This window comes from Marinimicrobium sp. (assembly GCF_002695945.1).
GTDB classification, from domain to species: domain Bacteria; phylum Pseudomonadota; class Gammaproteobacteria; order Pseudomonadales; family Cellvibrionaceae; genus Marinimicrobium; species Marinimicrobium koreense.
This window is the reverse complement of the sequence record NZ_NZQP01000021.1, coordinates 92,109-107,463: the sequence shown is the minus strand read 5'-3', so window position 1 is coordinate 107,463 and position 15,355 is coordinate 92,109. Positions and strand designations below refer to the sequence as shown.

The 15,355-nt window shown below is 58.7% G+C and carries 11 protein-coding genes; 9 read left to right on the top strand and 2 right to left on the bottom strand.

From position 1 onward, the window contains the following. Positions 1-4 precede the first annotated feature (4 nt). Positions 5-1,198, bottom strand: a complete 1,194-nt coding sequence (locus CMG77_RS04370; protein ID WP_286807744.1) for an acetate/propionate family kinase — start codon at positions 1,196-1,198, stop codon at positions 5-7. 414 nt (positions 1,199-1,612) lie between these two features. On the opposite strand from CMG77_RS04370, the gene ahpC reads away from it, so the two are divergent. The 9 genes from ahpC to CMG77_RS04325 all read left to right on the top strand — a co-directional run bounded on the left by ahpC (position 1,613) and on the right by CMG77_RS04325 (position 13,883). Next, entirely contained in the window at positions 1,613-2,179 is a 567-nt protein-coding gene (ahpC, locus tag CMG77_RS04365; RefSeq protein ID WP_123638521.1) for an alkyl hydroperoxide reductase subunit C, read from the top strand. Between the two features lie 96 nt (positions 2,180-2,275). Beyond that, on the top strand, positions 2,276-3,874 hold the full coding sequence (ahpF, locus tag CMG77_RS04360; protein WP_286807745.1) for an alkyl hydroperoxide reductase subunit F: 1,599 nt from the start codon (positions 2,276-2,278) through the stop codon (positions 3,872-3,874). A 190-nt stretch (positions 3,875-4,064) separates the two neighbouring features. Next, a complete protein-coding gene (locus CMG77_RS04355) occupies positions 4,065-5,072 on the top strand; it encodes a zinc-dependent alcohol dehydrogenase family protein (RefSeq protein ID WP_286807746.1) in 1,008 nt (335 codons plus the stop codon). 125 nt (positions 5,073-5,197) lie between these two features. Further along, positions 5,198-6,436: an EAL and HDOD domain-containing protein gene (locus CMG77_RS04350; RefSeq protein WP_286903682.1), complete on the top strand. Its 1,239-nt coding sequence runs from the start codon at positions 5,198-5,200 to the stop codon at positions 6,434-6,436. A 548-nt stretch (positions 6,437-6,984) separates the two neighbouring features. Beyond that, positions 6,985-8,349 carry a TolC family protein gene (locus CMG77_RS04345; RefSeq protein ID WP_286903681.1) on the top strand — a complete coding sequence of 455 codons (1,365 nt, stop codon included), beginning with the start codon at positions 6,985-6,987 and terminating at the stop codon, positions 8,347-8,349. Further along, entirely contained in the window at positions 8,346-9,464 is a 1,119-nt protein-coding gene (locus CMG77_RS04340; RefSeq protein WP_286903680.1) for an efflux RND transporter periplasmic adaptor subunit, read from the top strand. The genes CMG77_RS04345 and CMG77_RS04340 overlap by 4 nt, the downstream gene beginning before the upstream one ends. A 15-nt stretch (positions 9,465-9,479) precedes the next feature. Next, complete coding sequence (locus CMG77_RS04335; RefSeq protein ID WP_286903679.1) at positions 9,480-12,587, top strand: efflux RND transporter permease subunit; 3,108 nt, start codon at positions 9,480-9,482, stop codon at positions 12,585-12,587. Between the two features lie 9 nt (positions 12,588-12,596). After that, positions 12,597-12,938, top strand: coding sequence for a P-II family nitrogen regulator (locus tag CMG77_RS04330; RefSeq protein WP_024461489.1), 342 nt, complete (start codon positions 12,597-12,599; stop codon positions 12,936-12,938). A gap of 66 nt (positions 12,939-13,004) precedes the next feature. Further along, a complete protein-coding gene (locus CMG77_RS04325) occupies positions 13,005-13,883 on the top strand; it encodes a cation diffusion facilitator family transporter (protein WP_286903678.1) in 879 nt (292 codons plus the stop codon). 77 nt (positions 13,884-13,960) lie between these two features. Here CMG77_RS04325 and CMG77_RS04320 read toward each other — a convergent pair whose 3' ends face one another. After that, positions 13,961-15,346, bottom strand: a complete 1,386-nt coding sequence (locus tag CMG77_RS04320) for an ATP-binding protein (protein ID WP_502691756.1) — start codon at positions 15,344-15,346, stop codon at positions 13,961-13,963. Positions 15,347-15,355 lie beyond the last annotated feature (9 nt).

Here is a 15,355-nt window from a genome sequence, read left to right as displayed (position 1 = left end):
GCGGTTACCCCACGCCTGATGACAGATGAGTGAGTTGAAAAGCATCGTTGGCGATCATCCACTCTTCGCGGGTGGGAATGACCACCGCGGTGGTGGTGCCTGGGGCGTTGATGCGGCCCCGGTCGTCGCCGTGCTGCCTGTTAAGGGCAGTATCACATTCAAAGCCGAACAGGGGCAGGCGTTTCAGTACCTGCTCGCGCACCGGGGCGGCGTTCTCGCCAATACCCCCGGTAAAGACCAGCGCATCCAATCTTGGCAGGCTCGCGGCGAGCGCACCGATCTGCCGCGCCAACCGGAAACAGAACACCTCAATGGCCCGCTGGGCATCGCCGTTGCCGGACTGGGCCGCTTCTGTGAGAGTGCGCATATCGTTGGACAGGGCCGACAGGCCCAGCAGCCCGCTTTCCCGGTTGAGCATGGCGGTGATCTCCGCCAGCGTCAGCCCCAGCTTCTCGGCCAGAAATTCGTGCAGGCCCGGGTCCACATCCCCGCTACGGGTGCCCATCACCAGCCCTTCGAGCGGGGTCATGCCCATGGTGGTGTCTACCGACCGACCATTGTGGATGGCGGCGGCGCTGCAGCCATTGCCCAGGTGGGCGGTAATCAGGCCGTGATCCTGCGGGTCGAGTTCCAGGCGGTGAACCGCTTCGCCCGCTACGTATTGATGGCTGGTGCCGTGAAAGCCGTAGCGGCGCACGCGCTGCTCCCGGTACAGGCGAATGGGGATGGCGTAGAGATAGGCTTCGGGCGCAAGGCTCTGGTGAAAGGCGGTATCGAACACCGCCACCTGGGGAACCGCCGGGTAGAGACGCTGCATGGCCCGGATACCCAGCAGGTTGGCCGGGTTGTGCAGCGGCGCCAGGCTGGCGCAACCCTCGATACCCTCAATGACCGCCTCATCAATGACCACCGAGCCGGAAAACACTTCGCCGCCGTGCACCACCCGGTGACCGATGGCGGCCGGGGTGCCGACGTCATCCAGCAGCGAATGCACCTCGCGCAAGGCACCGTCATGGCCCTGGTCCGGAATCGCCCGGTGCTGTTTGGCGCCCTCGCCTTGCCAGCTCATCAGCGCCTCCGCTGTCCCCAACCGCTCGGCCAGACCGGCGAGGACTTCGCGGCCCGTGTGCATATCAAACACCGAGAATTTGAGCGATGAACTGCCTGAATTGATCACCAGAACGGGACTGCGAACCATGAACGACTCCGTGACTGTGGCTATTGCCACAGTGTAGCGGCTCCGTGGTTTGAAGGGGAGTCAGCCGATGGGGGTAGGGTGGTCGGATGTTTTTCGGAGTTGAAGGCTTGTTCGTGGTTGCCCAACGTGTGGTTACGGCGGATGCGGGCTTCGCCCTTATCCGCCCTACGCCAACTTCGGCAGGTTACATGGCCGCGCAGAATGCGGGTAGCACGGCAGGTCGCGTAGGGCGGATAAGCGCAGCGCATCCGCCGTAACCAGGGCGACACAAAGCCATATTTATTAACTATTAAACCCATATTGCCAATAGCTATCACACTCATTGATATATAGAACTTCTATTAAAAGATATTTTTTAATAGCATAAGCCTCGTATTAGGTTTTCCCTTAAATCCACTCAACGAGGAACTTTGCATGTCTCGCTATATTGAATCCGACCTGAAACCCTTCAGTGCCCATGCTTACCACAACGGTGAGTTCGTAAAAGTCACTGACGAAGATGCGAAGGGTAAGTGGGCCGTATTCTTCTTTTACCCCGCCGACTTCACTTTTGTATGCCCCACCGAGCTGGGCGACCTGGCGGACAACTACGCTGAATTCCAGAAGCTGGGTGTCGAGATCTACTCGGTGTCCACCGATACCCACTTCACCCACAAGGCGTGGCACGACTCCTCCGAAACCATCGGTAAGCTCCAGTTTCCGATGATTGCGGACCCGACCGGTCAGATCAGCCGCAACTTCAACGTGCTGATTGAAGAGGAAGGCATCGCCGATCGCGGTACCTTTGTGGTCGACCCTCAGGGCAAGATCCAGATCGTGGAGATCACGGCGGGTGGTATCGGCCGCGATGCGTCCGAGCTGCTGCGCAAGATCAAAGCCGCCCAGTACATCGCCGCTCACCCGGGCGAAGTCTGCCCCGCCAAGTGGAAAGAAGGTGAGGAGACACTGGCTCCGTCACTGGACCTGGTCGGCAAGATTTAATCCCGACCCGTTCATTGCTTAATCACGCCTTAGGCCCATCTTCGGATGGGCCCTTTTTTAACGAATCCGTTAGACCGAATTTTTAAGGACACACCGATGTTGGATGCAACGCTGAAACAGCAACTGGACACCTATTTGCAGAAGATCGTCAATCCGATCGAGATTCGTGTGTCCGGTAATGAAACCCCCAAGTCTTCCGAGCTGGAGAGTCTGGCGAGTGAAATCGCCGAGTTGTCCGCCAAAATTGAACAGAAACCCGGTAACGGCAAGCGCCGTCCGGCCATGGCGATTGCCCCCGCCGGTGAAGAACCCCGCGTCAGCTTCGCGGGTATTCCCATGGGGCACGAATTCAGTTCGCTGGTACTGGCGCTGCTTCAGGCGGGCGGTCATCCGTCCAAGGCCGACCCGGAGGTGTTGGAGCAGGTGCGTCAGTTGGAAGGCGAATTCCATTTTGAAACCTACATTTCCCTGTCCTGCCAGAACTGCCCGGATGTGGTTCAGGCCCTGAACCTGATGGCGACCCTGAATCCGAATATCACCCACGAGATGATCGACGGTGGTCTGTTTCAACAGGAAGTGGAAGAGCGCCAAGTGATGGCGGTGCCCGCCGTTTATCTGAACGGCGAACACTTTGGTCAGGGCCGCATGACCCTGGAAGAGATCGTCAATAAGCTGGACACCGGTGCGGCCGACCGGAAGGCCGCCGCGCTGAGTGAGCGAGATCCCTATGATGTATTGATTGTCGGTGGTGGCCCCGCCGGTGCCGCCGCGGCCGTATACGCCGCGCGCAAGGGCGTGCGCACCGCCCTGTTGGCCGAGCGTTTTGGTGGCCAAGTGATGGATACCATGGGCATTGAAAACTTTATCTCGGTGCCCTATACCGAGGGTCCGAAACTGTCCGCCGGGTTGGAGCAGCACGTCAAGGAATACGGCGTGGACATCATCACCGAACAGCGTGCGGCGAGCATCGCCCGGCACAAGATGATTGACCTGGAACTGGAAAGCGGCGCGACTCTGTCGAGCAAATCCGTGGTGCTGGCCACCGGTGCCCGTTGGCGCGAGCTGGGCGTGCCCGGCGAAGCCAAGTACCGCAACAAGGGCGTCGCTTACTGCCCGCACTGTGATGGCCCCTTCTTTAAAGGCAAGCATGTCGGGGTGATTGGCGGCGGTAACTCTGGTGTCGAGGCGGCGATTGATCTCGCAGGCATTGTCGAGCATGTGACCGTGTTCGAATATGCCGACACGCTCAAAGCGGATGACGTGTTGCAACGCAAGGCGCGATCCATGCCGAATGTCACCATCATTACCAGCGCCCAGACCACCGAGATCAACGGCGATGGCAACAAGGTCAACGGCATCACTTACACCGATCGCCTGACCGGCGCGAGCCAGACCATTGAGTTGGCCGGGGTGTTTGTCCAGATTGGCCTGGTGCCCAATACTGAATGGCTCAAGGGCAGCGACCTGGCGTTGAACCGCTTTGGTGAAATCGAGATCGACGCCCGCGGTGCGACTTCCATGCCCGGCGTGTTTGCCGCGGGGGATGCCACCACCGTGCCGTACAAGCAGATCGTGATTTCCATGGGTGCCGGTGCGACGGCGGCGTTGAGTGCCTTTGATCATCTGATTCGCAGTTCGGTGGAAGAGGAAGATGATGCGGCGGCAACGGCGAAAGCCGAAGTGGCTACGGCGTAGGTTCACTTACGGTAACGGCGGATGCGTGCTTCGCACTTATCCGCCCTACGGGTACCTCGGAGCCAGGCGTAGGGCGGATAAGGCCAAAGGCCGCATCCGCCGTCACCCAACGCCTGCACCATCCCCCAACCACACCCACCTCCCCATAAGCTACACTGGGATCATTCGTTTCACCTCGAAGGAGTGCCCCATGAAAACCATTGCGGTACGCAACCCCGCCACCCTCGAATCTCTGGAGCTTCAAAACCGCCCGGAGCCGGGTGAACCCGGTCCGGGGGAAATCCGCGTGCGTCTGCACGCCAGCTCCCTCAACTTTCATGACCTGAGCGTGGTCACCGGCATCATCCCCACCGAGGACAACCGTATCCCCATGTCCGACGGCGCGGGGGTGGTGGATGCCGTGGGGCCGGAGGTCACCGAGTTCCAACCGGGCGATCATGTGGTGTCCACCTTCTTCCCCCAATGGTTGTCGGGCCCACCCCGTATCGGTGATTTCTCCACTACCCCCGGTGACGGCATTGATGGCTATGCCCGGGAGTCGGTCGTGCGCCCGGTACACTATTTCACCCTGTCCCCGAAAGGCTATAGCCACGAAGAAGCGGCGACCCTGACCACCGCCGGCCTCACCGCCTGGCGGGCTCTGGTCGTCGATGGTGGCCTGAAAGCGGGCGCGACGGTGCTCACCCTGGGCACCGGTGGGGTATCGATCTTTGCGGTGCAGATGGCCAAGGCCATGGGGGCGCAGGTGATTGCCACGTCGTCCTCCGATGCCAAGCTGGAAAAGCTCAAAGCCCTCGGTGCCGATCATGTGATCAACTACCAGAACGATCCCGAGTGGGGCAAAACGGTGCGCAAGCTCACCGATGGTTACGGCGCCGACCACATCATCGAAGTGGGCGGCCCCGGCACCTTGCCGCAATCGATCAACGCGGTGGCAATTGGCGGACACATCGCATTGATCGGGGTGTTGACCGGCGTGGCGGGCGATATTCCGACCGCTCGCCTAATGGCAAAGCAGGCTCGAATTCAGGGGCTGATTGTCGGCAGTCGTGCGGATCAGCAAGCGATGGTGCGCGCACTGGAAGTGCTCAGCTTCAAGCCGGTGATTGACCGATCATTTGCTCTGGAAGATATCGCTGACGCCTTTCAGTATGAACAGTCGGGCCAACACTTTGGCAAGATCACCTTGACGATTTAGTCGCGTTGGGTGGTCCGGGGCACCTCGAGGGTGCCCCTGTTAAACTTACCGACACCGGGGCGACAGGGGTCTGTCTGGCACGTATACTCACATCGTCAAGACAACAATTACATTAGAGTTTCCCAATGGCGAATGGCCCCGACTTGCCGGCAGACGATTCCGACAGTGAACTGAATGTTCTTCTGGCAGCACAGCCCATATACGACCGAGAGAATGCAGTGGCCGGTGTGGAGCTGCTGTATCGAAACGACGAGGGCCAGACCGCCTTTGATGTCGGTGAGCGCAACGCGACCAACGAACTGTTGTTCAACTTCTGTACGGGCGTCAGCGATCAGATCAAGCGCTATCAGGCCCCGGCTTTTATTAACGTGTCCCGCAGCTTTTTGTGTTCCGGTGCGTTTCTGCCCATCGACCCGGGTCGGGTCGTGGTGGAGCTGGTAGAGAGGATCGACCCGGACGCGGAAGTGATCGAAGCGGTTCGGCGTTGGCACCAGCGCGGCTTCAGTTTTGCGCTGGACGATTTTGAGTTCAAACCCGAGTGGGAACCCCTGTTGCGCATGTCTTCCATCATCAAAGTGGATGTGGAGAAAACCCCCTTTCATCAGGCCCTCACCTACCGCAAACAGTTATCCCACTACCCGGTGCGCTGGCTGGCCGAGCGAATTGAAACACCCGAAGATCATCAACGTTTCTATGCCGCTGGTTTCGATCTGTTTCAGGGCTACTTCTTTGCCCGCCCGAAAATCATTCACGGAAAGAAACTCAGCCCCGCCGCATTGAATGTCGCCCGCCTGATCGGACTTCTGTACGCACTTGAACCCGATATTGATCGNATNACCCANGTNTTGTCCGAAGATCCGATGCTGTCGGTGAGTCTGATCCGGATCGTCAACAGCCCCCTTTACAAAACCCGCCAGGAAGTCAGCTCGCTCAAAGAGGTGGTCATGCGCATGGGCATCCTGGCGATCCGTCGTTGGGTATTGCTGATTTCTTCCCTGCAGGGTGGCTCGCCGGAAAAGGTGCGGTTGATTCTGGTGCGNGCNCAGGCCTGNGCCGCGCTGTCTGAATACTACCGGGGTAAACCGCTGGATTCCGGNCGGGCGTTCCTGGCCGGGCTGCTGTCCGGNGCGGANGTGATGCTGGGCGTTGATCTGCCGACGTTTCTGNATGCGCTGGATATTTCCAGTGATGTGAAAGCCGCCGCGTTGNCCCGAGANGGCGGTCTTGGNAAGGTGGTNGATGTCATNGAGCGGCTGGAGCGNCGCCTGGCGATGAAACAAGACCTGTCTACCGTCAACCGAACCCTGGTTCGGNTNTACGAACAGAGCGCACAGAANGTGCAGGCGCTGTTCAACCATGTCTGATCGGCACTTTNCNCGTCATTNAGTGGCGTGCANNGNGCTNTTGACCNTGTGGNCGTGCTTGTCNTCNNTGGTCNTTAGCAGNTAGACTNNNCTGNCATGANNAGANGCNCCCTGATCCTGTTTNTGATGNTGGTNGCNGTCGCGAACCTGGTGTTNGCNGCGGANTGGCATGANTTGGNGNNGGGAGANNCNNNGGCNNTNGANCAGNTNGCGNATGCNGATAGCGCCGTCGATGCCGATCNCTCAGAACACTCTCACTCCGAGCATTCTCATCCNCCGGGTGGAAGCTGCGTTCACGCCCACAGCTGTCACGCCCACGCTCATCTGTTCTTTGTCGCCANTGGTGANTTTGGCTCCCTCCGNCCGANCGGNCACCGCTGGCAGGCGGAGCANTTGCCCCTACCTCCGCAGTTCTTTATGGCACCCGATGTGCCACCTCCCATAGCCTGATTTGACACCTTAGTGATCAAGCGNTGACTTGTNGGCCCGNCGATTNGNCCGGNATGAGTCGGCCCGTGTCTATTTCTGAANCATCAGGCAGGTAACACATGTTTCTNTCTCTATTNACCCTTCCGTCAAGGCGGAGGGGNCTATTNGGGNTNATTGCGCTNCTGNNGGCCTNGNCCGCTGTGCCCGCNNGNGCGGCGCCAAAGCCTCTGTCCTTGAATGANGCCTTGGCTTATACCCTGGAGCGNCACCCCGAGTTGGCGCAGTTTCCNTATCGTCGCCGAGCGGCNGAAGCCCGTGAACTTCAGGCGGGCTTGAGGCCCAACCCGGAGCTGGCCGTGGANGTGGAAAATATNGGCGGCAGNGGNCGTTTTAGCGGTACCGNNTCGGCCGAANCCTCGCTGGTGCTGAGTCAACTGATCGAGCTGGGAGGTAAACGCGGCCAGNGGGAAGACGTTGCNCGCTATCGCACTGACCTGGTTGATAGTGAGTACCGTCAGGTTCGCTGGCAGGTCCTGGCGGAAACGGTACGTCGCTATCTGAGTGTCGCNGAAGCCCAGGANNACATCCAACTGGCCGANCTCTCTTTGGCGTTGGCNCGGGAAAGCCGGGAAACCATCCAGCGGCGNGTCCAGGCNGGAACCACCAGCGATGCGTCNCTTCAGCGTTCGGCCATTGCGGTCACTCGGGCGGAGCTGGCCCTTGAGTCGGCCCAGCAGCAGTTGGCGTCGGCCCGAGTCGAGCTNGCCGCGCAGTGGGGCGAGACCGAACCGGATTTCGANCGGGTTNGCGCCGCNCTTTACGACCTGGTGGCGTTGCCGGAATTCAGCCGNGTNCGCCGTCACCTGGAAGANTCTCCNCAGCTGTCCCGCTATATCACNGAACGGCGACTGCGNGAAGCGGAANTGCAGTTGGCCCGGGCCCGTGGCCGGCAGGACCTTCGNGTNGGNGTCGGCGTCANGCAGGTGCGGGAAACCGACGACCACGCCTTTACCCTGAGCCTGTCCATGCCGCTCGGCGTCAGCGATCGAAACCAGGGCGAAGTCCGGGCCCGTCAGGCCGAGTACGAGCAACTGGCACTGGAAGAGAAAGCNACTCGGGTGCANTTGATGGCCCGAATCCAGCGGNTGTANCAGGAGNTGGAAGTGTTNCGTANCACGGCGCTTCGCCTGCGAGGNGAGGCATTGCCTTCCGCGCGCGCCGCCCTTGAGAGCATTCGCCGTGGCTATCAGGAAGGGCTCTATACCTACCTGGAGTTGGTGGATGCCCGGCAAGAGCGCCTGGCGGTAGAGCGCGATGCGCTCNAGGCGGCCNTCAACTTNCACCAGACGCTGGTGACTCTCGAACAACTGACTGGCACGGGNTTGACCGGGCAATGGAGTCTGACTCCCGACTCAATAGAAGGGGTCAGTGAACCCTACGAACCCGAAACCCGTTTTACTAAAGAACAAGCAGGTGAATCATGAAGCCGTTAGCATCCGTCTGGATTTTTATGATCAGTATCGCGCTGCCCTTGTCCGGGGTNAGCATCAATGCACAGGCTCAGCAAACCGANCACAACGATCACGAGCACGAACAAGCGCAGGAAGGAGAAACCCATAACGAAGAAAAGCACGGCGAGCACGAGGGCCACGGTGAGGAGGAAAACCACGGTGAGCGGGAATCTGATCACCAAGCCCATGGAGAAGGGGAAGAAGCCCATAATGAAGCGGGCGGAGGAGCCCACGAGGAGCATGGCGGGCATGAAGGCCACGAAGAGCAAGGAGCCTCGGTTGATCCCGAAACGCTCCGGGCGTTGGGTGGAGAAGTGAAAGTTGCAGGCCCCGGAAAAGTAAGTCAGACCGTGTCTCTGCCAGGAGAAGTTCGCCTGAACAAAGAAGCGGTGGCTCAGGTTAGCCCTCGTTACCCGGCCCAGATTGTTGATGTCAGTGCCCGGATTGGTGATTCCGTTGCGGCCGGCGATACCCTCGCGGTTGGCGAGAGCTCCCAGACCCTGCAGCGCTTTCCGCTCAAGTCCCTGATTCGCGGCACGGTCATTGATCGCTCCGCAACACTGGGCGAACAGATTCAACCCACCGACGCCGCGTTCGTTGTGGCGGACCTTTCCACGCTCTGGGTCGATATTGCGCTCTACCCACGGCAGATTGGGCGTGTGGAGACAGGTCAGCCGGTGCGCCTCAGCACGGCGTTCGGTCCCGAACCGGTCAACGCCCGAATCGATTATCTCGATCCCATGGTCAGCGAACAGCTACGCACCGGCCTGGCCCGGGTATATCTTGATAACACGTCGGGCCAATGGCGCCCCGGCATGTTTATTGAGGCTGAGGTGACGCTGGCCGAGACACAGGCCGAGGTGGTGGTGCCTCATACGGCGGTCATCGAATATCAGGGCCGCGAGGTGGTTTTTGTACGGGAGGGTGAGCGTTGGCACCCCCGGCCCGTCACTCTGGGTGCAAAAGATCGGGACCAGGTGGTCATCCGGTCCGGCCTCGCTTCCGGTGAACAATACGTCGCAAAAGGCGGCTTCACGCTGAAAGCGGATTTGCTCAAAAGCGAATTCGAATCGGGCCACAACCACTAGCATTCGGAGGTTTTTATGCAAGCGATTATTCGAGCGGCGTTGCAAAACCGGCTGCTGGTGGTGGTGATTGCACTGGCCGCAGTGATTGGCGGTTATGCCGCTTATCGGAGCCTGCCGGTGGATGCCTACCCGGACATTTCACCCTCGTTGGTACAGGTGTTTGTAGAGACGGAGGGGCTCGCACCCGAAGAGGTGGAAAAGTATGTGACCTACCCCCTGGAAAGCGCCATGAACGGCTTGCCGAAGCTGGACCACGTTCGGTCAGTGTCGAACTTTGGCCTGTCGGTGGTGAACATCTATTTCGAGGACGGCACGGACATCTACTTCGCCCGACAACTGGTCAGTGAGCGGCTGCAGCAGGCCAGAGAGGCCATTCCGAACGGGTTTGGTGAACCGGTCATGGGGCCGATTACCACCGGTCTGGGACAGATTCTGTTCTATGTGCTGGAAGATACCAGTGGTGAGTACAGCCGCACCGAAATGCGGGAAATTCAGGACTGGATTGTCAAGTTCAACCTGCAGACGGTCAAGGGCGTGACTGAAGTGCTGTCCATTGGCGGTAACGTCAAGCAGTTTCAGGTGCGAATTGATCCCGAGGCATTACTGCGGTACGACATTTCTTTACCGCAGGTCAAGCGCCGGATCGAGGCGAATAATGCCAATGCGGGGGCTCAGTTTATTATTCAGAACGACGAGCAATATATTGTTCGCTCCGTGGGGCTGGCAAAAAACCTGGATGACCTTCGCAATATTGTAGTCAAAAGCGTTGATGGTATACCCGTCTATCTGCATCAACTGGGCGAACTGGCCATTGGTGGTGAAATCCGTCGCGGGTTGACCACCAAGGATGGTGAAGGCGAAGCCGTGGTGGGGATGGTGTTAAAGCTGATTGGCGCCAACACCTCCAATGTGATCGGTGCGGTGAAAGAAGAGTTGGCGACGATCAATGCCAACTTGCCGGAAGGGATCGAAGTCAGCCCCTACTACGATCAGGCGCAACTGGTCGAAGCCGCTGTTTCCACCGTGACCAATGCACTGCTTCAGGGTATTGTTTTGGTCGCGATNGTNTTGCTCGCCTTTATGGGGGGCTGGCGACCNAGCCTGGTAGTGGCNCTGTCCATTCCGTTCTCGGTNTGCCTGGCGTTGATTGCCATGAANTGGTTTGGTATCTCCGCAAACCTNATGTCNCTGGGNGGTCTGGCCATNGCCATCGGCATGATGGTGGACGGCGCCGTNGTGGTGGTCGAGAACATCGACCGACTGTTGCGCGANTCNTCCGCGGANGAGTCGCGNNTGCACATNGTGGCGCGGGCCAGNCAGGCGGTAGCNCGGCCCATACTCTTTGCCATCAGCATCATTATTGTGGTGTTCCTGCCCCTGTTCAGCTTGCAGGGGGTGGAAGGGGCCACCTTCCGGCCGCTGGCGTACACGGTCTCTCTGGCCATGGTGGGCTCGCTGATTTTTGCTCTGGTGGTGGCTCCGGTGGTGGCCTCTTTGATCATGCGCCGCCCGAAGTCAGAACAGGCTTCAGACGAGCCCAGTGGTTTGATTGGCTTTGTCGCCCGTGGTTACCGACCGCTATTGCAGGGCGTTATCCGACGCCGCTGGATTGGGGTGACCATCGCGGGACTGGTACTTGCCGTCGGTGTAGCTGTTGGGCCTCGTCTTGGCTCCGAGTTTGTGCCTCGATTCAACGAGGGGGATCTGCTGATTCGGGCCACTATGGCGCCCTCCATCTCGCTGGATAAGGCCAAACAGTCCATGACGCTGTTTGAACGTCAGTTGCTGGAGCGTTTCCCGGAAGTGACTCAGGTCGTGACCCGGATCGGCCGCGGTGAAGTCGGTGCGCATGCCGACCCGGTAAACAGCGCGGAGATCTTTGTCGGACTCAAACCCAAGGAGCAGTGGCAGACGGCGGAAACACTCGATGGCCTATACTCCGCAATGAGCGCCGAGTTTGAAGACTTCCCCGGCACCAAGTTCAATTTTACCCAGCCCATTGCCGCAGCGGTGGATGAGTTACTTACCGGGACAAAAGCCGAGCTGGCCGCCAAGCTCTTTGGGGATGATCTGAGTGTTCTGGATCAGAAAGCCACGGAAATTGCCGAGGTGATGCGTCAGGTCTCTGGTGGGGAAGACGTGCAGAAGGACCAGGTGGGAGGCACACCCCAGGTTCGCATCGAACTGGACCGGGAAGCCATTGCCCGCTATAACCTGAATGTATTGGATGTACAGGAAACCATCAGTATCGCCATTGGCGGGGACAGCGCCGGTCAGGTGTTCGAGGGTATCCGTCGGTTTGATATCTATGTGCGCCTGAAAGAGTCCTCAAGAGACCGAACGGAAGTGATTCGGGATCTGAAAGTTCGCAACGAACAGGGCCAGCAGATTCCTCTCAGCGAGCTCGCCAGAGTGGAAGAGGTGGTTGGTCCACGACAGGTTACCCGGGAAAACAACCAGCGCTTTATCACCATTCAGGCCAACGTCCGGGACCGGGATATTGGCTCCTATGTGGCCGAGGCGGATCGAATGATTGCCGAGCAGGTGGAGCTTCCGCCGGGCTATTTCCTGAAGTGGGGCGGCCAGTTCGAACTTCAGCAGCAGGCCAACAAGCGCTTGATGGTGGTGGTGCCGATCACCCTGACGCTGGTATTTTTCATGCTGTACGCCAACTTCGGTTCTCTGCGCAATGCGCTGTTGATCATGCTCAATATTCCTCTGGCCTTGGTTGGCGGTATTGTATCGCTGTGGCTGGCGGGGCTGAGCCTATCGGTGCCGGCGTCCGTGGGCTTCATTGCCCTGTTCGGTATCGCGCTTGAGAACGGCTTGGTATTGGTCAGCTACCTGAATGAGTTGGTGCGCGATGGTGTGCCAATGGCGAAAGCCTGCGTTCAGGGCGCGATGGCGCGCTTGCGCCCGGTCATAATGACGGCGGTCACCACCGGACTGGGCCTGGCGCCCCTGCTGTTTGCTACAGGCACGGGCAGCGAAGTACAGCGACCGTTGGCGGCGGTAGTGATCGGTGGCTTGGTGACCGCCACCATTCTCACGCTGGTTATTCTGCCAGCGCTGTATCCCTGGTTCGCCGATCGTGTGAATGGCGACGACCAGGCAACATCTTGAGGTGACACCATGCAAGAGATTAAAGCTTATATAAAGACACGTAGGCTGGAGTCAGTGACGTTGGCCCTACACCGCCTGGACGGCATCACCGGGATGAGCGTGTCGGACGTTCGAGGGTTCGGACGCAGTAAGGCGCACAGCAGTGCAACGCACCCGATTGCGGGTGCGTCGGAATTTTCCGAACACGTGAAACTGGAAATTGTGTGCCAGGATCACTTGGTGGATGACGTGGTGGAACTGCTCAAAACCGAGGCTCATACCGGGCTTAGAGGCGATGGTCGCATTTTTGTGACCGACGTGCGTCGTGCCGTCCGCATACAGGATGGAGTAGAAGGCGACTCGGTGGTTTGATCCAGGCCTGAGCCGGTCGCCTGGGCGACCGGCAATTTCTTATTTTTGGAGGCGGGGAGGGTAAAGATGCACGATCATGGTCACAGTCATGGAGGCGAAGGTGTGCGCATCGGCTGGGCGTTTTTCTTGAACGTTGGCTTTACCATTATTGAGTTTGTCGGTGGTGTACTGACTAACAGTACTGCCATCATGGCCGATGCAGTGCACGATCTGGGCGACTCCTTGTCTATCGGATTTGCCTGGTTGCTGGCCCGGTTGAGCAGTAAGCAGGCTACGGCCAGTTTCACCTACGGGTATCGTCGTTTCTCCTTATTGGGCTCTTTCATAAACGCGTTGGTACTCATTGTCGGCTCGGTGTGGGTGCTCAGTGAAGCGATTCCCCGACTCGATGATCCGCCCATGCCGATGGCAGGGGGCATGCTGGGCATGGCGGTCTTTGGTGTACTCGTCAATGGTTTTGCCGCCTACAAGCTCAGCAAGGGCAAGACGCTGAATGAACGCGTCCTGAACTGGCACCTGATGGAAGACGTATTGGGCTGGGTCGCCGTTCTGGTGGTAGCGATCATTCTGATGNTCGTCGATTGGCCGATTCTTGACCCATTGCTTTCTATCGGCTTTACGTTGTTCATTCTNTTCAATGTGGGTCGCAATTTCTGGCAGACAGTCAGACTGTTCCTGCAGGCGTCCCCAAGTCCNGAGNTGAAGCAGTCCGTAGAACAAACCCTGCGTTCGNTGCCGGGCGTCGAGGACCTGCACCATTTGCATCTTTGGTCGTTAGATGGGGAGCGTCATGTGTTGTCCGTGCATCTGAGAACCGGGGNGCTGAACAGCGTTGAAGACCAGAAACAGTTGAANCATGCCATTTCTCACGCCCTTTCCGAGTATGAGTTGGCACATACAACGGTTGAGCTGGAGTTCGATACAGAGCCATGTAGGGATCGTTGACTACACCTCCCTCTNGGTCTCAATCATTGGGTAACGGTGCTCTGTTAGCAATTGACTNAAGCCAGGAAGTGATNCCCCTATGTTGGAGACGATGGGAGCCAGACTGCTGCACATAACCCCGTTCGACGGTCGGAGCGCTCCTCCAGTGTCAATATGCCGCCGTGGCGCTCGGTGATTCNCTGGGCGATTGCCAGGCCGAGGCCGGCTCCGGAGCCNTGGCGCTGGTCGAGGCGGACGAANCGGNTGAGCGCCTTGTTTCNNTCCTCTTCCGGTATGCCCGGGCCNTGGTCGCAGATTNTAAGCTGGTACCCACCGCGAGTCNGGCTNAATGTGAGTGTTACTTCACTGCTCTCAGGNCCGTACTGTATGGCATTGGCCAGTAATGAGCGAATCATGGTGTTGATCAGCGTGGGGTTGCCCATAATCCAGGCTTCGCCATCTGTTTCGAGCAACTGCAGCTCAATCTGCTTTTCCTGGGCCAGCGGGTAGACATCCGCCACGCTCTGGGCAACCCACTCTGACAGGGATAGGCGTTCCGGGTGTTCGTTGAAATCAGAGTCGGCTTTGCTCAGGACCAGCATCTGATCCACCAGGTGGGCCATNCGGTCTAGTGACTGCAACAGCTCATTGACCACGGTCGGGGAGTCTTGGCTGATGCTCTCCAGTTGCAGNCGCAATGCCGCCAGCGGTGTTCTCAGTTCGTGAGCTGCATCGGAGGAAAAGCGACGTTCGCGCTCGATCGTCCGGTTAAGGCGGGTCAACAGTTGGTTCAGCGCTGTGACCAACCCCTCCACTTCCTGAGGGACGGTATTCGATGGTAAAAACCTGTCGGTGCCCGGTCCCAGGCGGGCGGCGATGGATTGCAGATGGCGGAGCGGGCGGAAGCTGGTACGGACCGCCCACAGTGTCGCNACGATAAAAAGAGGCAGCGCAAAAGCAATAGGAAGNACATTGCCCAGNGCAAGGTGGCCGCTCAGNTCCTNCCGAATATCTTCGCGCTGTACGGAGCGAATCCAGAATCCGTTTTTCTCATCGTGTANTGTAAATGTGCGCCACCGGTANTCGGANTGGCTGAGCCACCCAAANCCTGTCTTGTCGGGAGCAAGGGTATCCACNTCNCCGAACTTGTTCGGTAGNATCGGTTGGCCGGTTTCAGTCCAGACCTGAAAAGAAATTTTCTTTTCGTATCGGTGTCCGAGGCCGCCGGATAGGATCTCGTCCTCACGACTTTCGAACCAACGCTCTTCCGGCTCTGAGGTGTCCGCGGTTAGCGCCAGGGGGTCCAGAGTCTCACTCAGCGTATGTTGTAACTCCTGCCGGCTGCGATTCTCTGCCAAGTGACGAACGAGGCCCTCAACAATTCGGGTATTCTGAGCCAACTCCGCATCAAACAGTTCCTCCAGCTCGTGGCTGCTTTGCCAATAGCTCCAGGTCGAGGCNAGGGTAACAATAATCAAGGTCATTGCTGTATT

What these genes read in the sequence shown, in the direction of transcription:
- CMG77_RS04370 (WP_286807744.1), bottom strand. Translation starts at nt 1,198, where the DNA reads ATGGTTCGCAGTCCCGTTCTGGTGATCAATTCAGGCAGTTCATCGCTC.
- ahpC (WP_123638521.1), top strand. Translation starts at nt 1,613, where the DNA reads ATGTCTCGCTATATTGAATCCGACCTGAAACCCTTCAGTGCCCATGCT.
- ahpF (WP_286807745.1), top strand. Translation starts at nt 2,276, where the DNA reads ATGTTGGATGCAACGCTGAAACAGCAACTGGACACCTATTTGCAGAAG.
- CMG77_RS04355 (WP_286807746.1), top strand. Translation starts at nt 4,065, where the DNA reads ATGAAAACCATTGCGGTACGCAACCCCGCCACCCTCGAATCTCTGGAG.
- CMG77_RS04330 (WP_024461489.1), top strand. Translation starts at nt 12,597, where the DNA reads ATGCAAGAGATTAAAGCTTATATAAAGACACGTAGGCTGGAGTCAGTG.